Source organism: Chryseobacterium caseinilyticum, from assembly GCF_014837145.1.
GTDB classification, from domain to species: Bacteria; Bacteroidota; Bacteroidia; order Flavobacteriales; family Weeksellaceae; genus Chryseobacterium; species Chryseobacterium caseinilyticum.
Genome location: NZ_JACYFS010000001.1, coordinates 1,594,728 through 1,617,736, shown reverse-complemented (window position 1 = coordinate 1,617,736; position 23,009 = coordinate 1,594,728). Strand labels below are relative to the sequence as shown.

Genomic DNA, 23,009 nt, shown 5'->3' with positions numbered 1-23,009 from the left:
TTACTTTAAACGTAAACTATGAAGAAAATATATATCCTGGGTTCGGCAAGTAAGTTCGGAATGGAAAGAAGTTATAAGTCTGCTCTGGAAAAGCTTGGTTTTGAAGTTGAAATTATAGATTTCAGCAATATGGTTAATGCCTTTATTCCGGTAAAGTTTCTGCAGAGATTAGGATTATATATTGATATTTCACCGGCAATCGTTAAGACAAACCATTCTGTTGCCAAGAAAGCTTTTTTAGAAAAACCATACGCAATAATTGTTTTTACTCACGTGAAATTATACCCGGGAACTATAGAGTATTTTAAAACTTTTTGTAAAAACGTATCCTTTTACTGGCCGGATTCTATTGTGAATATGTCAAACAATATTTTTTCAAATCTGAAACATTACACAAAGGTATATGCCCATTCAAAAGAAAATGTGGATATTTTTGCGAAAAACGGGGTCAAAGCACAATGGCTGCCATTTGCCGGAGACACTCTTCTGTCAGAAAGTTTTGATGCATATTCAAAAAAATCAGCAGAATATGATTTTTCCTTCATCGGAGCATATAGACCTGAAAGGTACGATGCCATCAATGAATTACTGAAGAATTTTCCGCAAAGTAAATTCCTTTTAGTAGGTTTGGGATGGAAAAAACTCTCTTTTCATAACCGGAATAATCTTACCATTTTAGATAAGATGGTAGATATTAATGAGTTTTTAGATTATACTTCAAAAAGCAAAATTGCACTGAATGCTATTGATCACCTGAATTATCCTTCTTCTAATCTTAGGTTTTTCGAAATTGCACTGTCTGGAATTCCCCAGATTGCCACTTTTGTACCCGAGTTTGAAGAGCAGTTTCAGGAAGCTAAACATGTGTACTATTTTAAAAATCTAAATGAGCTTGTAGAAAAAGCAAAAGCAATTTTAAGCAATTATGATGAAGCACTAAAATGTGGTCTCGAATTCAGAAAATCTGTAGACTCAGATCATAACTATATTTCGAGAGCCCAGTCTTTGGTTAATGATTTTATTTAAGGTGATTTAGATTTTGATAAACATAAAAAAGATTTCTGAAAAACTTTTGCAGGAACTATTAAAAAAAGGTTAATGTATTTTTATTATTTTACAATATTATTATTATTCATTCCTGCACTCATAGAAACATCCTATCCAAGATTGAGGGGAGAAATTCCCTATAAAAAAATAATTTTAGGTTTCGTTGTTTTGGTTTTAGTCGGTCAAATGGGTTTGAGATGGGAAATGGCAACAGATTGGAAGCCTTATTTTTATCATTTCACTAAAAAAAATACAACTGAAGTATTTAGTTATATAGATTACGATTATGAGAAAGCTTATGTGATATTGGTCTATCTGTGTAAAAAGATTGCCAATCACTATTCTTTTTTCCTTGTGGTACATGCGGCAATTTTCTTTTTACTGCTGAAGAAAAGTTTTGAATTTTTCAGTCCTTTTCCAATATTGGTTATGCTTCTCTTCTATGTTTCTTTCTTAGGAGTATGGGGAGCAAACAGGCAGTTCTTAGCAGTTGCATTTGGTTTGCTGTCGCTTATTTATCTATATGAAAAAAGATGGCTGTGGTTTGTTATCATGCTTTTTATGGCAACTCAGTTTCATGTTACTTCCATTATTTTAGTAATTTTTGTCTTTCTACAAAAAAAGATCAGTAACCTGATGATTATTGTAATTCTGGCAGCCAGTTTTATTATAGGTTACACATCATTACCGGTAAAAGTATTTTCTCTTTTCGGAGGATTTAGTGAAGCTGCAGCATTTAAGGCAAATGCATACCTTAAGGAAGCAAAGTTTACAAAAGCAGAAGTTTCTACTTTTGGTCTTATTAAAAGACTGCTTTTCTTTTCTCTGTTTTTTATTTACAGAAATAAAATCTCAGAAATGTTTCCAAAATACAATTTTTTATTTAATGGCTATTTTGTCGGGATGTGTTTTTATTTTTTATTTTCTAAATCATTATTGGTGATGATAAGCCGGGGAAGTCTCTACTTTAATATTTTTGAGCCCATTTTGATATCCTGCCTGTTTCTTCTGGTAAAAGATCGAAGAGTATTGTTTTTTATGGCTTTAGGACTCTTTGCATACTGTATTATTTTTGTTAAACAGTCAGTTATTTCTTATCCGGAACTTTTTGATCCTTACAGGGGTATTTTATTTAATCCTAAAGTATTTAGAATTCTATGATAAACGTGCATTTTTTTGAACGATACTTCATACCAGACAGAATAAGTATTGAAAAAGTTTTTTCCGTGATTAAAGTTAGTCTTGCAACAAAAGGTGTGCAGGTAAAAACGTTTCAGAATCCTTATCAATCCCTTTCTAAAATTGGGAGGTCGATGTTCTATTTTAAGAAAAATCAGGGACAGATTAATCATATTACTGGAGATATTCATTGGGCTTGTTTACTTTTAGATCCAAAAAAAACAGTTCTCACTATTCATGATGTTGTCGGCTTTCAGGAGTATCAAGCCGGAATAAAAAGAAATCTGTACATGTTTCTTTGGTTTTACCTCCCGCTCAGAAAATTAAAACACATTACAGTCATTTCTCAAAAGACAAAAAACGAATTGGTTGCTGTTTTTCCTAAAGTAAAAGATAAGATAGCGGTGGTGCCAAATCCACTCACGGTTTCTGTTTTTAAAAGAGAACCGGCTGATATAAAAGAATCTGATATTAGAATTTTAATTGTCGGAACGCGGGAAAATAAAAACGTCCCGAAAATTCTTGAAGCACTGAAAGATACAGAATGCTCGCTCACAATATTAGGTAAAACAGATGAAGCCATTTCAGAAAAGCTTGCAAACTTAAAAGCAAAAATCACTCAGTATGATTTTGTATCTGATGAAGATTTGGCAAAAATCTATTCCGTAAGTGATATTTTGTGTTTTGCATCTCTATACGAAGGTTTTGGAATGCCTGTAATTGAAGCTCAGGCAAGTGGATGTGCTGTAATAACATCTAAGATGGAACCAATGATTTCTGTAGCGGGGGAAGGAGCTGTTTTTGTAAATCCATTAGATGCAGAAGATATCAAAACGAATCTTTTGAGTTTAATGAATGATTTTGAGCTAAGATCAGCTTTAGTTAAAAAAGGTTACGAAAATGTACAGAGATTCTCTGTCGACAATGTTGCAGAACAATATTTAGAAATATACAAAGAGATTTTAAATGGATAAGATGCTGCTTATTGACGCAATCTACATCAACGACAGTGGTGGGAAGATCCTCCTCGATTATCTTTTGCAGGAGTTGGAAAAATCCGGCAGAAAATGTATTTACCTTCTCGACAAGAGAGTGGAAAGTAAAGTGCCTTTTCTTGAGAACACAGCAAATGAAGTTTATTTTTTAGAAGGTTCGTTGTACAAGAGGCATCTTTTTTATTTAAAGCATAAGCGCAGAATTGGTTCAGTATTATGTTTCGGAGATTTACCGCCAAGTGTAAAGCTCAAAGTAAAAGTTTATACCTATTTTCATTCAGAATTATACATTAGAGTTCCTCAGGATTCTACATTGAAGTACAAATCAATATTCTTCCTGAAAAGATCTGTTTTAAGATTTCTCTTAAAAAACAGTGATTTCTGGATGTTACAGACAGAAACAATCTCTGAAAATTTCCGGAATAAGTTCAAAATTTCCGAAAAGAAAACACTGTTACTGCCATTTTATCCGCCGCTTACAAAACCTGGTGAAATCAAGAGAGAAAGAGACAGTTTTGTTTTTGTCAGCAACGCAGTACCTCATAAGAATCACATAAGGCTCATCAATGCATTTTGCAAATTTTATGATCAGGAGAAAAGAGGGAAGCTTACCATAACAGTAGATTCTTTTTATCAGCATTTGATTCATTTAATCGAAGAAAAGCAGAAACAGGGATATCCTATTGTAAATATCGGCTTCATTGAAAGAGAAAAACTCGCAGAAGTATACAGATCTGCAGAATATCTGGTTTACCCTTCACTGGCAGAAAGTTTTGGTCTTGCAATACTTGAGGCAATGGACTGCGGATGTAAGGTGATAGGCGCAGATTTGCCATATTTATATGCCGTGTGTGAACCTTCTTTAATATTTGATCCATTCGATGAAAATTCTATTTCAAAAACATTATCTTTATCGCTCAAAGGCAATCTGCAACCATCTTTGAGTAAAGCAAACAATGAAATAGAAGCCTTATTAAAAACACTTTAGAAGAAATAAATTTAAATTGAGATTATAAAGAAAGACCATTGATGTACAGTCCCAAAATATGTTCCCTGACGGTAATGGATGATACAGATCCTAAAATTGTTTTCAACGAAAAAGGTGAAAGTGATTATGTAACCAATTTTAATGAAAATATTCTACCATCTTGGAAATATGGCAACGACGTTTCTGGTTACATATTAAAGGTAGCAGAGAAAATAAAGAAGAGCAGAAAAAATAATAGCTACGACTGTATTATAGGAATCAGCGGTGGGCTCGACAGCTCTTATATGCTTTACATCGCCAAAGAAGTGATGGGGTTGAGACCTTTGGCATTTCATGTAGATGCAGGCTGGAATACAAGTCAGGCAGTTTCCAATATCGAAAAATTAGTCAAAGGTTTGGGAATAGATCTGTACACTGAGGTTATAGATTGGGAAGAAATGAAAGATCTGCAGCTTGCATTCTTAAAATCACAAATTCCCGATCAGGATCTTCCTCAGGACATCGCATTTTTTTCTGCACTGTACAGATACGCAAGAAAAAATAAAATTAAATATATTTTAACGGGCGCCAATTTCTCTACAGAATGCTGTAAAGAGCCTGAAGATTGGGGAGCTTATGCAGGAATAGATAAGAGATTGATCACCGATATTCACAGGAAATTCGGAAAGAAAGAACTTAAAAAATTCCCCGTCATAGATATTTTTGAGTATAAGATATTTTACAAATATTTTGTGGGAATGCATATATTTAATCCGCTCAATCATATCAGATTTTTGAAAGAAGATGCCGAAAATACTTTAGGAACTAAATTTGGTTGGAAAAAATTCGGACATAAACATCATGAATCTGTATTTACAAGATTTTTTGAAGACTTCTGGCTTCCGAAAAAATTTGGTTTTGACAGGCGTAAAGTTCATTTTTCAAGTTTAATTCTGACCGGACAAATGACACGCAACGAGGCACTTGAAAGATTAAAACTTCCTGAAATGACAGAGGAAGATATTGCCAATGAATTTGAATATGTTGCCCACAAATTAGATTTAACAGTCGAGGAATTACAGAATATTTTTGATGGTGAAAATAAGACATTCAGAGATTATAAAAATAAAAGAAATTGGATAGGTCTGGGAGCTAAAATCCTTAAAGGCTTAGGTTTAGAAAAGAGACTTTTCAGATGATTACAGTGATTGATTACGGCATCGGGAATACCAGGGCTTTTATTAATATATATGAAAGACTGCACATTCCGGTAAAAGTTGCCAGCAATATACAGGATTTACAGAACGCCGAAAAACTGATTTTACCGGGAGTTGGCAGTTTTGATTTTGCAATGAAAAATCTTGAAGAATCAGGAATGAAACAAACGTTGAATCAACTGGTGCTTGAAGCGGAAATTCCTGTATTAGGCGTTTGTCTCGGCATGCAGCTGATGGCTGAAAGCAGCGAAGAAGGCTCCTGTGAAGGTCTTGGGTGGATAAAAGGTAAGGTGAAGAAAATTGATACTGAGAAAGTTCCTCATCAAAGCAAATTACCACACATGGGCTGGAATGAAGTTCGTTTTGTTAAAGAAAATGCCCTGTTGAATGGTTTGGAAAAAAACAGTCTCTTTTATTTTCTGCATTCTTATTATATAGACTGTCATGAAGATAACGAGATTTTAGGAATATCAGAATTTGCCGGAAGTTTTGCATCAGCAGTGAATACAGGCAATATTTACGGAACACAGTTTCATCCTGAAAAAAGTCATTCTAATGGAGAAAAATTATTGTTTAACTTTGCTAAATTATAGTTGAATGATAAGACCAAGAATAATTCCGAGTTTACTGATACGAGATAAAGGTCTGGTAAAAACAGTCAATTTCAAAAACGAAAAATATATTGGTGATCCGCTCAACGCAACACGTATTTTTAATGACAAAGAAGTCGACGAAATCGTAATATTTGACATAGATGCATCTGTAAAAAATAACGAACCGGATTTTAATCTGATTGAGAAAATAGCAAGACAGTCCAGAATGCCTTTATGTTATGGAGGAGGTGTAAAATCAGAAGCAGCAGCACAAAAAATACTGGAACTGGGAGTAGAAAAAATAGCGCTCTCATCTCTCTTTTTTGAGAATTTGAAAGTCGTTTCAGGAATGGTCAGGAAACTGGGATCTCAGAGTGTTGTTTTGGTTTTAGATGTCAAAAAAAATAATGAAAATCAGTACACAGTTTATATTCATAACGGTACTGTTGAAATTAAAGAAAATCTTTTCTCCATCATTTCAAAAGCTGAAGAAACTGGAATAGGAGAGATTATCATTAACTCAATTGATAGAGATGGTACAATGGAAGGTTATGACTTTGCTTTACTCGAAAAAGTACGCAATGCAACGTCTTTACCTCTAAGTTTTCTTGGAGGAGCAGGAAGCTTGAACGATATAAAAAAAGTTATAAAAAAACACGGAAATGTGGGAGTGGCTGCTGGCAGTCTATTTGTGTATTGTGACAGTAAAAAAGCAGTACTCATTACCTATCCTTCAAAAGAAGAAAAAAATAAATTATTCAAATACTAAACATGCAAATTAATAATAAAATATTGCTGATAACCGGTGGTACAGGCTCATTTGGAACTGCGGTTCTCGATAGGTTTTTATCAACTGATCATTTCAGAGAGATCCGTATTTTTTCAAGAGATGAAAAAAAGCAGGATGACATGCGGAATTTCTATAGAAATGAGAAAATCAAGTATTTTATTGGTGATGTAAGAGATTTCAGTAGTGTAGATTATGCAATGAAAGATGTAGACTATGTTTTTCATGCAGCAGCCTTGAAGCAAGTTCCGTCATGCGAGTTTTTTCCGATGCAGGCAGTTAAAACCAATGTAGAAGGTACTCAGAACGTCATCAGAGCAGCGTCTTACAACAAAGTAAAAAAAGTAATCTGCCTCTCTACCGATAAAGCTGCTTATCCGATCAACGCTATGGGTATTTCTAAAGCTATGATGGAAAAAGTTGCTGTCGCTGAAGCCAGAAATTTAAAAGATACCGTGGTTTGTTTAACAAGATATGGAAATGTAATGGCTTCAAGAGGTTCTGTCATTCCATTATTTCTTTCACAAATTGAGAAAAATGAAGATATCACGATTACAGATCCGAATATGACGCGGTTTTTAATGTCTTTGGATGAAGCTGTAGAATTGGTATTGTTTGCATTTGAACACGGCAATGCCGGAGACTTATTTGTAAATAAAGCACCTGCAGCGACAATTGGGGATCTTGCCAAGGCAGTTTTAGAACTGAAGAATGTACAGAATAAAATTAAAATTATAGGAACAAGACATGGTGAAAAACTTTATGAAACACTCTGTACACGTGAAGAAATGATGAATGCCGAAGATATGGGCGATTTTTACAGAATTCCGTCCGATAATAGGGATTTGAATTATGCAAAGTATTTTTCGGAAGGAAATAAGATAGACATACCGTTGGAAGACTATAATTCTCACAACACGAAAAGAGAGGATGTGGAGGGTGTAAAAAAATTATTGAAAAAACTGGAGCTTTTTCAGACGGAAAATCAGGAGAATTCTGAAAAATCAGTGTTCTGATAATGCAGAAGGGAAACATAAAATAAAACAAATGAAGAAACTGAAAGTAGCAACGATTCTCGGAACCAGACCCGAAATCATTCGTCTTGCAGAATGCATAAAAAAATGTGATGTTTATTTTGATCACATTTTGATTCACACAGGTCAAAATTATGACTACGAACTCAACGAAATATTTTTTGAAGATCTTGAATTAAGAAAACCAGACTACTTTCTGAATGTTGCAGGAAGCCATCTGGGCGAAACGATTGGAAATGTAATTTCAAAATCCTTCGAAATTTTAGCTCAGGAAAAACCGGATGCACTTTTGGTTTTGGGCGATACAAACAGCGTTTTAAGTACCATTGCCGCTAAAAGATTAAAAATCCCAATCTTCCACATGGAAGCAGGAAACAGGTGTTTTGATCAAAATGTTCCGGAAGAAACTAACAGAAAAATATCAGACCATATCAGTGATATTAATCTTACCTATACAGAAAACAGCAGAAGATATCTGCTGAGCGAAGGTTTCAGGAAAGATCATGTATTCGTTACGGGTTCACCATTAAAGGAAGTTTTAAACAAATACGCAGATAAAATTGAAAACAGCAATGTCGTAGAGCAGTTATCTTTAAACGAAGATAAGTTTATCGTAGTAAGCGCACACCGCGAAGAAAATATTGATCTCGACAATCATTTTGAAATATTGGCTGAATCTATCAACGCTGTGGCAGAAAAATACCAGATGCCTGTTATTTTTTCAACGCATCCGCGTACTAAAAACCGAATTGAAAAGAATAAAATTCAGTTTCATCCTTTGGTTAAAAATGTAGCACCGCTTGGTTTTTTTGATTATGTAAAACTGCAGAGCAAATCGTTTATTGTGCTTTCAGACAGTGGAACAATCAGTGAAGAATCTGCGATGATGGGATTTCCTGCTATCAGTATCCGCACAAGTACCGAAAGACCGGAAGCTATAGATGCAGGTACAATTGTTTTAGGAGGTATCTCAAAAGACCAGATGCTCAATGCCATCGAAATTTCAAAAGGACTTTTTGATCCTAAAATCAGTCTTCCCTTCGAATATGAAGTTACCAACACATCAGATCGTGTAATAAAAGCTATACAAAGCTATTCTTCCATTGTTGATAAAGTAATATGGAACAAAAAATAAAAAAAATTCTTGTTTTAGGCATTAAAGGAATGGCGGGTCATGTAATCTACAATTATCTGACAAAAAATTCCTGTTTGGAAGTCTTCGGAATTGCCAGAAATGTTGCTGAAGACAAAAATCTGATAGCTTTAGATGTTTCAGATACAACGAATTTGGAGAAAATTATCAAAGACAATAATTTTGACGTGGTTATCAACTGCATCGGTATTTTAAATAAAGATGCTGAAGACCATCCTGCAAAAGCCATCTGGTACAACAGTTATTTCCCACATTTTTTAGAACAGATTACTGCAAATTCAGATACCAGGATTTTTCACATTAGCACAGATTGTGTTTTTAACGGAAAAAAAGGAAATTACGCCGAAAACGATGTGAAAGATGGCGAAGGATTCTATGCCCAGTCAAAAGCTTTGGGAGAAATAGAAAATAAAAAAGATCTCACTTTGCGTACATCAATCATTGGCCCCGAACTGAACAAGAATGGAATTGGTCTTTTTCATTGGTTTATGAATCAAACCGGTGAGATAAAAGGTTATACATCCGCCATCTGGAGCGGTGTTACCACTTTAGAACTGGCAAAAGCTGTTGAGTACTTTATCCAGAATGAGCAGAGTGGTTTGGCACATCTTACCAATGGAATTCCAATCAATAAATATGATTTAATTTCATTATTTAAAGTGATTTGGGAGAAAAATAATACTGTAATTTTGCCTTATGACGAAAAAAAAGTAGATAAATCCTTAAAAAAATCCTTAGTTTTACCATACAGTGTACCCGATTACGAAAAAATGCTGCAGGAGCAGTATTTATGGATGATGGAACACAGAAATTTATACAGCTATTAATGAGGATTTTAGTTATCTCTCAGTATTTTTGGCCTGAGAATTTTAAGATTAATGATATATGTCTGGGGCTTAAAGAGAGAGGACATCACATAGAAGTTCTCACTGCAATTCCCAATTATCCTACAGGAAGATTTTTTGAAGGCTATTCTTTTTTAGGAACAAAGGACGAGGTTTGGAATGATATTAAAATTCACAGAAGCAAAATTTTTTCAAGGGGTAATGGCGGAATCAGATTAATGATCAACTATTTTTCCTTTGTTTTTTTCGGAAGTCTGAAAGCTAAGTCAATTGAAGGCAAATTTGATTGTATATTCGTTTATATGCCATCACCAATCACGGTAGGAATCCCTGCGATGATAGCTTCAAAAAAGCTTAAGATTCCTTATTATTTCTGGGTACAGGATTTGTGGCCGGAAAGTCTTACCGCAGCGGGTGGCATCAACAATAAATATATTCTTGGTTTTTTTCATAAAATTACACAGATCATTTATAAAAATGCTGAAAAGGTATTAGTGCAGTCTCAAGGCTTTAAAAATTATATAATCAATCAAAAAACCGATCCTGATAAGATTATATTTTATCCTAATTCTACCGAGAGTTTTTACAGACCTGTAGCACCAACGCCGGAGTTTACAGATAAAATGCCATCAGGATTTTGTATCACCTTTGCAGGGAACTTAGGAGAAGCACAAAGTCTTCTCACCGTTTTGAAGGCAGCGATCATAGTGAAAGAAAGAGGTTTTTCAGATATAAAATGGGTTTTTCTGGGTGATGGCAGACAGCGCCATCAGCTTGAGCAGTTTGTAAATGATAATCATCTTGGGGATGCAGTCAATTTTCTGGGAGCTCATCCGTCAGCAGATATGCCGGGCTTTTTTGCTGCCAGTGATGTATTGATTTCCAGTCTTAAAAAAGATAAAATTTTTTCGCTCACCATTCCTTCAAAAATTCAGTCTTATCTCGCCTGTGGTAAACCTGTTTTAGCTTCACTGGACGGCGAAGGTGCAAGTATTGTAGAGAAAGCAAATGCTGGATATGCTTCATCTGCAGAAAATGCCGCAGAACTGGCAGAAAATGCCATCAAAATATACAGTATTTCAGAAAGTGACAGAAAAGAAATGGGGAAAAATGCTTTGGCTTACTACAAGAAAGAATTTGAACGTGAAATGCTTTTAGATAAGCTTATTTTAATTTTAGAAGGCACAGTATGAAAATAACCATCACAGGAATTACAGGATTTGTAGGGCAAAACCTTTCAAAATATTTATTGGAAAACTCTTTTGAGGTAAAAGGGCTTTCTCTCAGAAACAGCTGGGCTTTCCCTGTTGACGCAGATGCTGTTATTCATCTTGCAGGAAAAGCTCACGACACTTCCAATACTTCAGAAGAAAACGAATATTTTAAAATCAACAGAGATTTGACGGTTCAGCTTTTTGATCAGTTTTTAAAGTCTGATGCGGAAGATTTTTTCTATTTCAGTTCTGTGAAAGCAACTGCTGACACAATTGATGGAATTTTAGATGAAAATCATATTTCAAATCCAAAAACGTCCTATGGTAAATCTAAGTTGGAAGCCGAAAATTATTTGCTATATCAGACTTTACCTGAAGGAAAAAGATTATTCATTATTCGCCCTTGTATGATTCACGGACCGGGAAACAAAGGCAACCTTAATCTACTGTATAAAGTTGTACAAAAAGGCATTCACTGGCCCTTAGCGGCTTTTCACAACCAAAGATCATTTTTGAGTATTGATAATTTAAATTATTTGATACTTGAAATCCTTAAAAATAAAAATATTCCCTCAGGAATCTATAATTTTGCAGATGATGAAAGTCTCTCAACCAACGAACTGATTACTGTAATCAATTCAGTGGTTGGGAAGAAGCCGAAACTTTGGAATATCTCCAAAAGTCTGATAGAAAAAACAGCATCATTAGGTGATAAATTAAAATTACCTTTGAATTCTGAAAGGTTAAAAAAACTTACAGAATCTTATGTAGTTTCAAATAAGAAAATAAAATCTGCTTTAGGAATCAAAAATCTTCCGCTGAAAGCAGAAAATGGTCTCGAAAAAACAATCAAGAGTTTTATAAATTAAAGTATATTCAAATAGAGTTAGATGGCGTCTATTCGACTTTCTGTTCGAATATGTAAGATTTCTATTTTATAGCCAATTTCTCTAATGCTCCATATTATCGAGTGGTTTGAATAGTTCATCCGCTTTTTTAGCAAATTGTAGTAGGGGAAAAAATGCTGTCTTTTAAACCTGTAAAATTCAAAAAGATCAACGTAAATGGTGATTAAATGGAAGATAAATGTTTTAATTTCTCTAAAGTTTTTCAGCAATATTCGAATGTGATTTTTTAATTAAATCTCTGTCAGGTTAGAGTTTCTAAGTTTTTACTTCACGAAAAAAGAGAAGAAATTATATTGCACATCAGGATTCGGACCTGTAACAGTTCCGATAAATCGGGATGCTATATTCGGCTGAGTTTTTGGCAATTTTCCACAAAAAAAGAGAAATCATATCTGATTTCTCTGAAGTGAGCGCGTCAGGATTCGAACCTGAGACCGTCTGCTTAGAAGGCAGATGCTCTATCCAGCTGAGCTACGCACCCATTTGTAATTTTGTGAAAATTATCTAAAACAGTCGGGGCGGCAGGATTCGAACCTGCGACCTCCTGGTCCCAAACCAGGCGCGATGACCGGACTACGCTACGCCCCGATTGAAGGTCATCTAAAACAAGAATTACCTTGTTTTTTGTGGGTGCAAAGATAGAATATTTTTTCTAATTTAAAAATAAAATGACAATTAATTTTAAATTAATTGCAAAAAAGGGATTTCACGCGTATTTGGCGCCATCATTTATCTGAATATGCTTACAGCCTTTCCTTAAAATCTAGTTTTGAACAATTTTCATTAATGTTTTGTTATCATGATATATTTTAAAACATATTTGTGAATTTTTTGAAAAATATATTTTCTTTTGAAAACCTTTCTACTAAAGTGTTTTCAGTTATTTTATAATTTCACACTTTGGAGACCGTGAAAATACGGTAGCGAAAATAGTGATTTTACGGATGGTATGTATCAGAAAATGAGTAACTTTACTTTATAAAACAAAACCATGAATCTCAGAAAACTGATAGAATTACTATGCAAATTAGTAGATCCCGTCGGCTCTATGATTGAAACTGTAAATATTTCAACATTGAATGATGGCGATGAATTTTTTGACACCACTTCGCCAATTATTCTGTCCATAGTCAATATCGAAGAAGACCGTACGATGAAAAATCAAACGGTGTATTTTAAGGATACAGAAAATCCAGATCAAATTTCAAGATTTAAAAATCCAACACAATATTTCGTCTTATCATTAATGTTTGCTTCTTATAATAAAGTAATGAACAAATATCTCGACGGAATCGATAAGCTCAACAATATTTTAGTCTATTTTCAGCAGCACAACTCTTTCCATTATAAAAATGACGATACCGAACTCATTACTTTAGAGAGTTTTAGTCAGAAAAGTGAGTCAGAAAAAGAAAATTATCAAACAGTTACTATGGAAATGGTAAGCTTAAGTACAGAACAGCTCAACCAGATGTGGTCTTATCTCGGCTCCAAATATATGCCGTCTGTGCTTTATAAAATGAGACTTTGCACGATACAGGAATCTACAGTTTCCGAAGAAAACACAATTACCAAAGTACGAATAAATCTTTGGGAAAATGATAAAAATAATCTGTCAGGCGAAATTGAGTCTGGAGAATTTCAGGGACAACAATAAAAACAAAAACAATAATCTACCATGAATCTAAGTTCTATCAAAACACCGGGAGTCTATATCAATGAGATTGATGCATTCCCACCTTCGGTAGCTCAGGTAGCTACAGCGATACCGGCATTTTTAGGTTATACAGAGAAAGGTCCGGCGATTCCTACGAGAATTCAGTCTTTTATGGAATTTGAACATACTTTCGGCGGTGCACCTGCTCCTAAAAGTATCAGTGTGGTTTTAGATGAAAACGGAATGCCTTCAGACCAGTCCAAAGCAGAGGAAAGCAAATTTCAGCTGTATAATAGTTTAAAACTGTTTTATGAAAATGGCGGTGGCGTTTGCTACATCGTTTCCGTTGGAAAATATAACAATGGTGCAGCTGTAAACACGATTTCTGAAAACGATTTTTATGGAAATTCTCCCAAAAAAGGAATTCAGCTTCTGGAAAATTTTGATGAACCCACTCTGATTTTGTTTCCGGATGCAGTAAATGTTGAAGGCTCCAACCCAAAAACAAGCTTGGGAAATATTCAGAAACAGGCAATGATGCAATGCGAAAAGCTGATGGATCGTTTTGTGATTCTGGATGTTATTCAAAAAGATGGCATGACAACTGATTTGGCAGATTTCAGAGATGCCATTGGTAATTCTTCATTAAAATATGGTGCGGCTTACTACCCGAATTTGATTTCAAGTGTTCCGAAAAATTTCAGATTTTCAGATATCCAGGGTAATGGAATTGATTTTAAGATGCAGTATCCGGGTTCATTAACCAACATCAATAATTTTGAAGCCTTAACTACAGACGTTAATTCTTTAACTACAGCTTGGGAAGCTTTAAGTACAGACAAAACAAAACCTGCAACGGCAGTCGCCAATGAAGCTGACGTGAATGCCTATGTTTCAAAATGCTGGAATTTATTGGGTGTTCTTAAAAATCCTTCTGTATTAACAAATTCAGATTTTGAAAGTTATACTTCAGACAGCGTTAAAATCAGCCTTAAACCGTTAGCTCAGAATCTTTTCGATTTTGAAACAAAATTTGACGGTTTAAGTACAATTACCTACACTCCGGTAATGGATGCTACACTCGATAACACCTTCAGTGATGCCGATTGGAAGAAAGCTCCGGCAACAGATTTCGCGGCATCGGCTGTAAATCCTTATGCTAAAAAATTAACCTCAAACCCCGATGGAGCAGACGACGCAGCTCACTATGGAAAAATAGGAAAAGAATTGGATAAATTGCACACGATGATTGTCAATACAATCAACGCACAGCTGCAGAAATCATCAGAATACGAGTTAAAGATTGAAAATGATCTAATCTCTCAGTTACCGTTATATTCTTCCGTAATCAACAAGCTCAATCAATCGATGAATACCATACCGCCTTCTGGTGCGATGGCAGGAATTTATTCCAGAACAGATGCAGCGAGAGGAGTGTGGAAAGCTCCTGCAAATGTAAGTTTAAACAGTATTGTAGGTCTTTCTGACGATATCAATGATGCTGAGCAGGAAGATATGAACATCCACGAAACCGGAAAATCCGTCAACGCTATCCGCAAATTCACAGGAAAAGGGTTTATAGTTTGGGGCGGAAGAACGCTTGCTGGTAATAGCAATGACTGGCGGTACATCAATGTTCGCAGATTGGCCATCATGATTGAAGAATCTGTAAAAAAAGCCTGTATGCAGTTTGTTTTTGAGCCGAATGTTGCCCGAACCTGGGTCAGCGTAAAAGGTATGATTGATAATTATCTTACCACATTATGGAATGACGGTGCATTGGCAGGTGGAAAACCGGAACACGCGTTTTTCGTTTCTGTTGGCTTAAATCAAACCATGTCTGCGCAGGATATTCTGGAAGGAAGGATGATTGTAAAGATTGGCTATGCACCGTCAAGACCTGCAGAATTTATTATTCTTGAGTTTAAACAAATGCAGCAAAGATCATAAAACTAAATAACCATAAAAACTACAGCTATGGCAAACAGAGATTTTCCGCTTCCGAAGTTTCATTTCAGTGTAGACTGGGGCGGCAGCAAAATAGCATTTACAGAAGTTTCAGGCCTTAACAAAGAAATGGATGTCATTGAACATCGTGTGGGCTCAAGTCCCGAATTCTTTAAAAAGAAAATGCCTGGATTACAGAAATTAAGTAATATCACGCTCAAAAGAGGCGTTTTTGAAGGCGATAATGAGTTTTATGAATGGTATAATACCGTTGCAATGAATACCGTGGAAAGAAGGTCGATTACCATCTCACTTTTAGACGAAAATCACGAGCCTAAAGTGGTTTGGTTTGTGAAAGACTGCTTTATCGTTTCGCTGAAATGCACCGATATGAAAGCGGATGCCAACGAAGCCGCAATCGATACGGTAGAAATTGCCAATCACGGCTTCAGTGTAGAATACACCTAATATTTTGCCATGCCTGATAACAATTTTATATTAGGTTTTCATTTTTCGGTGGTCTTTGAGCTGGTTCCGCAGTTCTCTGTGGACACTAAATTTCAGTCCGTTTCCGGATTAAAAGTAACGATGGACACGGAGTCTGTAGTGGAAGGAGGTCAGAACAGATTTAAACATAGTCTTCCGACAAGATCCGGCTATCAGGATTTGGTTTTGAAAAGAGGCTTAGGTTCAGATCTGTCGGGAATATCAATGTGGTGTTCACAGGCATTGGAAGATTTTATTTTTTCTCCTGCAAACCTTACTGTTTCATTACTCAACGAAAATGGAGATCCTGTAAAAGTGTGGTATGTTTCGCATGCCATCCCGTTGAGTTATGAAATTGCTGATTTCAATGCTGAAGAAAGCAAGATCGTGATTGAAACCATGACATTGAGATACAATTTTTTCAAAGAAATACCTGTTCCGGGGTTATAAATTATGTCAATAGAAATAAAAGAGCTGAAAATAAAAATAAATATCAGCGACCCGCAGAACAGAAATAATTCCAATCAGCTTCCTAAAATAAATTCAACTGAGTTTAAGGAGATGAAACAGGAAATTGTAAACGAATGTATACAGAAAGTACTCGAAAAAATTAAAGAAAATTCACAGCGATGATTTCAGGTTTATTAGGTATTATCGATAAAATGCGGATTGAGGTTTTTCCAACCAAAGAATATACCGAGCCGCCGCAAAAAACGATTTACGTTCAGCTGAATCCTGAAAAGTATTCGCTGAAACACAATGTTGATTTTTGTGAAGGACAAGCCATCGGAACATCCGGATCTGACCTCAGATTCAACAGAATTGAGGGTGAGGAAGTAAATTTTGAATTTTTATTTGACAGTTCCGGAGTAATTCCGCCAGGCAAAATTAAAGATGGGAAAGGGGAAGTTTCGCTTTTTGATACCATTTCCGATGTTGAAAATTCTATCAAACCTGCGATGATTAAACCTTTTGCCGAGGTAAAAACGGTTGAAAAGGAAGTGGAAGAGTTCAGAAAACTGTTAATGGGTTATAACGGAGAAACCCATCAAACCGCATTTCTGAGAATTCTGTGGGGCGGTTACAATTTAGATTGTCGTCTAAAGAGTATGGAGATAGAATATACACTTTTCAGAAAAGACGGAAGACCTATCAGAGCCAAAGTAAAATGTGTTTTTAAAGGAACGGTTGATTACAAAATAATGATTGCTCAGGAAAATAAAAATTCTCCCGACTTGACACATCTGCGAACTGCAAAAATGAATGACAGCCTTGCCTTGCTTGCAGAAGATATTTATCATAATGAGAATTATTACATCGACGTCGCCCGAAACAATAGAATGCTGACTTTCAGAAAACTGGATTTAGGTCAGAAAATAGAATTTCCACCCATAAAATAATGTATAAATGTCGGACATCAGACCTTTTTATCCCGATGAAACCTTACTCAAGCTTGAATTCTTTATTGATGGCGAAAATAAAGGACTGGATAATTTTTTGTCTGAAGGAAAAGTGCATTTTGAAATGAATAAAATCCCTTTTGCCAAGTTTACATTTCTCTGTGCAGAAGAAGATTTTAAAGAAGGAAGCAATTCACCTCTGCAAACGCTAAACCGACCGAGAACCTCTACACCAAGGTCAATAGAAGTAAAAATTGCTTCGCAAAATGAAATGAAAACGCTGTTCAAAGGCGTTATCAGATCATTGGATATTCAACATCAGAACAATAATGTTGTCGCGAAAATTGAATGTAAAGATATTGCGCTCAATCTATTACAGACTTCAAATGCTGACCAGAATGATACCGAAAATTTTGAAGATAAGCTAACAAATTATACCAGTAATTTATCTTTAGACAGCAATCTTTCAGGACAGAATTGGGGACGCGAGCACATTACCCACAACAGAACGACTTCGCCTTGGGATTATCTCGTTGGTTTTTTAGATTCTGTCGGAATGCCGGTAGTTTTACGAAATGCTGAGTTCAACTGTGTTGATATCAACAGCGGAGAAAAAGAAATTCGTTACAGAGCAGAAAACGGAATTAATATTTTCGCTTTCAACGGTAAAGTTGATCCCGAAGTGAGAAGGTCATCGGTAAAGATTCAGCATTGGGACAGCGATAATCAGGAAGTAAGTGAAGTTTCATCTGAGCAGGATGCCGAAGAAAATCCGCATACTATCAGAATCAGCGAAACGAATCTTCGTCCCGAAACGCTTCAAAGGATTGCAGATGCGATCATCGTCAAAAGTCATATTGCTTCCATAAACGGAAAAGTAAATACTTTCGGAAATCTTGAAGCCAAAATCGGAGACTATCTGGTTTTAAATAAGGTGAATCCGGAAATTGATGAAAAAGAACTGCTCATCACGGCTGAAGAACATATTATCGAAAACGGGTGTTGGAAAACTGAGTTCACTTTCGGGCTGGAAAATGAGAGATCATTTACACAAAATACAACTTCAGGAGTTAATAACGTTCAGGCGGAAATGGGACAATCAAACTCTGTCAACGGAATGCAGATCGGCATTGTTACTGATATTGAAGATCCTGACGGCCAATTCAGAATTAAAGTCAGAATTCCAGTGTTATCAGAAAATGGCGAGGGAGTTTGGGCCAGACTGGCTACTTTGAATGCTTCAAAAGACATGGGAAGTATTTTTATTCCCGATGTTGGCGATGAGGTTATCGTAGGATGCATCGGAAATAATCCGGACACACCGGTGATTTTGGGAAGTCTGTACAGCAGCAATAAACCAATGCCCGAAGCGGTTACTCAGGATAATTTTATCAAAGGATTTACGACAAAAGAAGGCACAAAAATAAAGTTGGATGATGATAAAAAAAGTATCGAAATTTCTACAAAAAAGGGAAATAAAATTACAATAAGCGACGACTTGAAAGGAATCACAATGCAGGATGAAAACAACAACAAAATCGTGATGGATAATCAGGGAATTACCATCGAGAGTAGTAAAGATTTAAATCTGAAAGCCACCGGAAATATAAAAATCGAGGGTCTTCAGGTCGAAGCCAATGCTTCAGGAGTGATGAATTTAAAAGGTTCAGTCATTAATATCAATTGAAATGGGATTAGCAGCCAGAGCAACAGACATGCACACCTGCCCGATGGTCAGCGGAACAGTTCCACACGTTGGCGGTCCGATTCTTCCCGGTGGGAATTTAACAGTAATGATCGGCGGGATACCAGCTGCGGTGGTAGGGGATAGTTGCATTTGCACAGGCCCGCCAGATTCACTGATTAAAGGTTCAGCAACGGTAATGATCGGCGGTAAATCAGCTGTAAGAGTAGGAGACAGCACAGCACACGGTGGGGTGGTCATTTTAGGATGCCCAACTGTGAATATTGGTGGATAATATTTCATCAGAAAAATAAAAACTATTAGCTCAAAAACGATAATCATGAAGCCAAAAACTTTTCTTGGGGTGGGATGGTCTTTTCCGCCAACTTTCAGCAAAATTCAGGGTACGGTAAAAACCGTTTCAGACGAAGAAGATATTTTCCAGAGTCTGCAGATTCTGCTTTCTACAGAGCTGAAAGAAAGAGTGATGCATTCAGATTTCGGTTGTGATTTAACGTCAATGCTATACGATAATATTACCATCACATTGCTGACTAAAATAAAAGGAATTATTACCAACGCCATTCTGAAATACGAGCCTCGAGTTGATTTGCTGGAAGTTGATTTTTTTAATGAAAATAATAACGATGGACAGATCAATATTGAAATTACATACAGAATTCGGGCAACCAATTCCAGAAAGAACTTTGTATTTCCGTACTACATCAAAGAAGGTACGTTTGTAAAACCATAAACCAGCATCATGGAAAACTGTTCATCTTCAATCTTAATTCATCAGGGAAACGGCACTACGCACGGCGAAAGGCTTAACCCTGTGCTTTTGCCGGACTTTTTTCTTATTGATGAAAGAACGGCAGAAGATTACATTTTGTTTGTGCAGAAGCTTTCAGAATATGTGAAATTTTATGATGAAAATAATATTGAAGAAGGCAATTGGACAGCGTTTTTTGAAAACGAATCTACTTCAGTTATCATCAGCGTTGCAAAATGGAATATTGAAGTTCTTCAAAACGATTACAGAAAAGCAGAAAAAGAAATCTATTTAAGTACAAATCCTGCAAATCAGCTTCAGATCTTAAAAGATTATTTCATTGTTTTTACTGAAAACCTAATCAAAATTTCAAAAAAAATGAATGGTTTGGATAATGAAATCAGCATTAAAGAAAATTTAATCGGAAGTCTGTTAATTATTGTCAATCAGTTGCAGAATTTGACCAACGAGATCAATATTAAAAGTGCTGAACCTCATTTTGAAATTGAAAATTATCTGAAAAATCCGTTTTATACAAGAAAACTTCAGCAGTTTTTCGGTCTTCTTTCAAGCTGGAAAAAATATGCAGAATCAGCGGTTGAAAATCAGTTGAATCATTATGACAGCCATCATCCGCATTATGCACTTTTCCTGTCATTTTTAAAACTGATGGATGTTGCGAAAGACAAATTGAATGAGTTTACTAAGAAACATCTCGATTTCTACTACAAAGATGTCATCCGGACAGAAAATCAAAATGCTAAACCTGATTCGGTTTATCTGACTGTCGAAGCACAAAAAAATCAGAAATTCCTATTACCCAAAAACACCATTTTTCCTGCCGGTAAAAATACTTTGGGAGAAAAAAAATATTACGCCTCAATCAACGATCAGGTTTTAAACCAGATTAAATTAAATCAATTTTCATCTTATTATTTAGAAGATGAAAAATTTTATAGATCAGAAAATCTCATCAAAATTAATGGAGCTGGCAAAAGTTTCGATGCTTTCCGGACAGACTGTGAAGAATTCATACAGGGAATTTTAATTGCGAGTCCGCTTTTGTTTTTACAAAGTGGTGAAAGAACGGTATTTCTCCGTTTCAATAAGCAAAATTTCAAGCATGACGATTTTAATTTTTACATCACAGGCGAGAAAAAAATCATCCAGCTGAATGATCTTTACACTGAAAAGAAATCAACTAATACTACTGAAACTTTTATAAAAATTGTGATTTCTGATACCGAAAATTCAATCGTGCCTTTCGATCAAAAAATTCATCAGGATTTAAAAGTCAGTACTATTTTTCCTGTTTTGAAAATTGTCCCGAAAAACAAAAATATAATCACTTCTGTTTCTGAGATTGATTTGGAAGTAAGCGTTGAAAAATTTACTTCTTTTGATATAGATTCAGATTTTGGAAGCATCAGTTCCAAAAAACCTTTTTATCCCTTCAGTGAATTTCCGAAAAACGGAAATGGAATGACCATCAGCTCGAACGAGTTTTTCATGAAAAAAAACGCGGTGGCTCAGTTTATTGCCGAAACCGACAAAGACTCCAACGCTTTTGTCTGGCTTAACGATAAAGTGATAATCTTCCAACAGGACGATAGTGGGCGGGAAAATCATTCAGATAGTTTTTCAGCGACGACCAATCATTTCGAGGCAAAAGAATATAATTTTAAAGAAATTGGAGGCTCTGAAAAGTTGAGAATTGAATTAAACCATTCCGATTATTCTGCAGAAAAATACATGCAGGATTATGTTTTGGCGAGCAAAACAGTTGCGGCTGGAGCAACTGCTGTTTTGCCTTACAAACCAAGAATTAAAAATTTGACTTTCAATTATTCAGCAAAAGAAATTATTGATTTGAAAACCAATTCTGCTTCGTCAACAGAAATTTTTATCACACAACCATTTGGATATAGAAAAATTGTTGATGAGGTTTTGAAATTTACAAAACTCGTTAATTTGGAAGGGTTTATCTACTTGGGTTTTGAAAATGCAGTTCCAAAAGACAGTCTAAGTTTTCTAATTCAGCTTGAAGAAGGTACGGCAAATCCTCAGTTGCCACCTTCGAAAATTAATTGGGAATTTTTATCTGAAAATAAATGGGAGAAATTTAATGAAAACTCCCTTGCAGACGAAACTTATACTCTCAGTCAAAGCGGAATTATTGCGATAACAGTTCCCGAATTTAATCCTAAAAATACTGTTCTTATCGAAGGTTTATTTTGGATCAGAATTTCGGTTTCAGATATTCGGGCGGTCTGCAGAATTTTGGGTGTTCATCATCAGGTTTTCAAAGCGGTTTTGATAGATTTTGAAAATAAAGGAACAGTTTTTACAGAAATTACTCCTAAAGAAACCATCAGCAAAAGTTCTAAAGTCATCAACGGAATCAAGAAAATTAATCAGCCTTATTCTTCATTTGGAGGAAGGTTGAAAGAGGAAGACAAAACGCTGTACACAAGAACCAGTGAAAGGCTCAGACATAAAAACCGTGCGGTTACTTCATGGGATTACGAGCACATTTTGCTCCAGCAATTTCCTGAAATCTACCGTGTGAAAACGTTGAATCACTACAGATATGATTCAGAATTATCCAATGTTTCCGCGGGTTTTGTGACGATAATTCCTGTGGCAAAATCTTCAGCAACAGAAAATATCAACTGGAAACCGCTTTTAAGTATCAACAAAATGCAGCAGATCAAAGAGTTTCTGACAAAAATAAGTTCGCCTCATGCAAAAATTATCGTAAAACCTCCGAGAGCTGAAAGAGTTGAACTGAATTTTAAAGTTAAATTTCATAAAAATCCGGGGACAGATAGCACGGTTTATAAAAAGGAATTGATGAAAACAATCAACGAATTTCTCTCTCCCTGGGCTTTTGAGCTTGAAAATGCCGATTTTGCTCAGAATATTGAATTTTCATCATTGATTAAACTTATTGACAATCAGTATTATGTAGATTACATCACAGATTTTTCTGTTGTGCAATTTATTTTAGATGAAGATTATGAAGTGAAAGGAAATCCGGTAAAAAATCTGAATAAAGTGATTCCACAAACCGATTTCAGCTTGTTTATCCCAACAGAAACGCATCAAATTCAGGAAATCTAAA

Annotated in this window: 22 protein-coding genes and 2 tRNA genes; 22 read left to right on the top strand and 2 right to left on the bottom strand. The window is 35.5% G+C overall.

What is annotated here, in order from left to right:
* Positions 1–18: 18 nt before the first annotated feature.
* The 12 genes from IC610_RS07790 to IC610_RS07735 all read left to right on the top strand — a co-directional run bounded on the left by IC610_RS07790 (position 19) and on the right by IC610_RS07735 (position 11,900).
* The gene (locus IC610_RS07790; RefSeq protein ID WP_191736063.1) at positions 19–1,026 is read left to right on the top strand and encodes a glycosyltransferase family protein; all 1,008 of its coding nucleotides are present in this window, start codon (positions 19–21) and stop codon (positions 1,024–1,026) included.
* A 72-nt stretch (positions 1,027–1,098) separates the two neighbouring features.
* Positions 1,099–2,208, top strand: coding sequence for an EpsG family protein (locus IC610_RS07785; RefSeq protein WP_191736061.1), 1,110 nt, complete (start codon positions 1,099–1,101; stop codon positions 2,206–2,208).
* A 65-nt stretch (positions 2,209–2,273) separates the two neighbouring features.
* On the top strand, positions 2,274–3,200 hold the full coding sequence (locus IC610_RS07780) for a glycosyltransferase family 4 protein (protein ID WP_191736059.1): 927 nt from the start codon (positions 2,274–2,276) through the stop codon (positions 3,198–3,200).
* Between the two features lies 1 nt (position 3,201).
* Positions 3,202–4,209 carry a glycosyltransferase gene (locus IC610_RS07775; RefSeq protein ID WP_191736057.1) on the top strand — a complete coding sequence of 336 codons (1,008 nt, stop codon included), beginning with the start codon at positions 3,202–3,204 and terminating at the stop codon, positions 4,207–4,209.
* Between the two features lie 41 nt (positions 4,210–4,250).
* Positions 4,251–5,387: an N-acetyl sugar amidotransferase gene (locus tag IC610_RS07770; RefSeq protein ID WP_191736055.1), complete on the top strand. Its 1,137-nt coding sequence runs from the start codon at positions 4,251–4,253 to the stop codon at positions 5,385–5,387.
* Positions 5,384–5,998: an imidazole glycerol phosphate synthase subunit HisH gene (gene hisH / locus IC610_RS07765; RefSeq protein ID WP_191736053.1), complete on the top strand. Its 615-nt coding sequence runs from the start codon at positions 5,384–5,386 to the stop codon at positions 5,996–5,998. Before IC610_RS07770 ends, hisH begins: the two co-directional genes overlap by 4 nt.
* 4 nt (positions 5,999–6,002) lie before the next feature.
* A complete protein-coding gene (locus IC610_RS07760; protein ID WP_191736052.1) occupies positions 6,003–6,767 on the top strand; it encodes an AglZ/HisF2 family acetamidino modification protein in 765 nt (254 codons plus the stop codon).
* Between the two features lie 2 nt (positions 6,768–6,769).
* On the top strand, positions 6,770–7,801 hold the full coding sequence (locus IC610_RS07755) for a polysaccharide biosynthesis protein (RefSeq protein ID WP_191736050.1): 1,032 nt from the start codon (positions 6,770–6,772) through the stop codon (positions 7,799–7,801).
* A 31-nt stretch (positions 7,802–7,832) separates the two neighbouring features.
* On the top strand, positions 7,833–8,954 hold the full coding sequence (gene wecB, locus IC610_RS07750; protein ID WP_191736047.1) for a non-hydrolyzing UDP-N-acetylglucosamine 2-epimerase: 1,122 nt from the start codon (positions 7,833–7,835) through the stop codon (positions 8,952–8,954).
* Positions 8,939–9,799, top strand: coding sequence for a dTDP-4-dehydrorhamnose reductase family protein (locus IC610_RS07745; RefSeq protein WP_191736045.1), 861 nt, complete (start codon positions 8,939–8,941; stop codon positions 9,797–9,799). Before wecB ends, IC610_RS07745 begins: the two co-directional genes overlap by 16 nt.
* The gene (locus tag IC610_RS07740) at positions 9,799–11,010 is read left to right on the top strand and encodes a glycosyltransferase family 4 protein (RefSeq protein WP_191736043.1); all 1,212 of its coding nucleotides are present in this window, start codon (positions 9,799–9,801) and stop codon (positions 11,008–11,010) included. The genes IC610_RS07745 and IC610_RS07740 overlap by 1 nt, the downstream gene beginning before the upstream one ends.
* Positions 11,007–11,900 carry an NAD-dependent epimerase/dehydratase family protein gene (locus IC610_RS07735; protein WP_191736041.1) on the top strand — a complete coding sequence of 298 codons (894 nt, stop codon included), beginning with the start codon at positions 11,007–11,009 and terminating at the stop codon, positions 11,898–11,900. Before IC610_RS07740 ends, IC610_RS07735 begins: the two co-directional genes overlap by 4 nt.
* Before the next feature lie 446 nt (positions 11,901–12,346).
* Here the strand turns inward: IC610_RS07735 and IC610_RS07730 are convergent.
* Both IC610_RS07730 and IC610_RS07725 read right to left on the bottom strand, forming a co-directional pair.
* A tRNA-Arg gene (locus IC610_RS07730) sits at positions 12,347–12,420 on the bottom strand.
* 32 nt (positions 12,421–12,452) lie between these two features.
* Positions 12,453–12,527 (bottom strand) — tRNA-Pro (locus IC610_RS07725).
* 403 nt (positions 12,528–12,930) lie between these two features.
* On the opposite strand from IC610_RS07725, the gene IC610_RS07720 reads away from it, so the two are divergent.
* Genes IC610_RS07720 through IC610_RS07675 form a run of 10 tightly spaced genes read left to right on the top strand, consistent with a single transcriptional unit; the run spans position 12,931 to position 23,008 of the window.
* Positions 12,931–13,596: a Pvc16 family protein gene (locus IC610_RS07720; protein WP_191736039.1), complete on the top strand. Its 666-nt coding sequence runs from the start codon at positions 12,931–12,933 to the stop codon at positions 13,594–13,596.
* 21 nt (positions 13,597–13,617) lie between these two features.
* Positions 13,618–15,546 carry a phage tail sheath family protein gene (locus IC610_RS07715; protein WP_191736037.1) on the top strand — a complete coding sequence of 643 codons (1,929 nt, stop codon included), beginning with the start codon at positions 13,618–13,620 and terminating at the stop codon, positions 15,544–15,546.
* Positions 15,547–15,573: 27 nt separating this feature from the next.
* Positions 15,574–16,011, top strand: a complete 438-nt coding sequence (locus IC610_RS07710; protein WP_191736035.1) for a phage tail protein — start codon at positions 15,574–15,576, stop codon at positions 16,009–16,011.
* A gap of 9 nt (positions 16,012–16,020) precedes the next feature.
* Entirely contained in the window at positions 16,021–16,479 is a 459-nt protein-coding gene (locus tag IC610_RS07705; protein WP_191736033.1) for a phage tail protein, read from the top strand.
* Between the two features lie 3 nt (positions 16,480–16,482).
* Positions 16,483–16,662, top strand: a complete 180-nt coding sequence (locus IC610_RS07700) for a DUF5908 family protein (protein ID WP_191736031.1) — start codon at positions 16,483–16,485, stop codon at positions 16,660–16,662.
* Positions 16,659–17,429, top strand: coding sequence for a CIS tube protein (locus IC610_RS07695; protein ID WP_191736028.1), 771 nt, complete (start codon positions 16,659–16,661; stop codon positions 17,427–17,429). Before IC610_RS07700 ends, IC610_RS07695 begins: the two co-directional genes overlap by 4 nt.
* A gap of 7 nt (positions 17,430–17,436) precedes the next feature.
* Positions 17,437–19,116 carry a phage baseplate assembly protein V gene (locus tag IC610_RS07690; RefSeq protein WP_191736027.1) on the top strand — a complete coding sequence of 560 codons (1,680 nt, stop codon included), beginning with the start codon at positions 17,437–17,439 and terminating at the stop codon, positions 19,114–19,116.
* A gap of 1 nt (position 19,117) precedes the next feature.
* On the top strand, positions 19,118–19,408 hold the full coding sequence (locus IC610_RS07685; protein WP_191736025.1) for a PAAR domain-containing protein: 291 nt from the start codon (positions 19,118–19,120) through the stop codon (positions 19,406–19,408).
* Positions 19,409–19,453: 45 nt separating this feature from the next.
* Entirely contained in the window at positions 19,454–19,867 is a 414-nt protein-coding gene (locus tag IC610_RS07680) for a GPW/gp25 family protein (protein ID WP_191736023.1), read from the top strand.
* Positions 19,868–19,876: 9 nt separating this feature from the next.
* The gene (locus tag IC610_RS07675) at positions 19,877–23,008 is read left to right on the top strand and encodes a baseplate J/gp47 family protein (protein WP_191736021.1); all 3,132 of its coding nucleotides are present in this window, start codon (positions 19,877–19,879) and stop codon (positions 23,006–23,008) included.
* The last annotated feature ends 1 nt before the right edge of the window (position 23,009 follow it).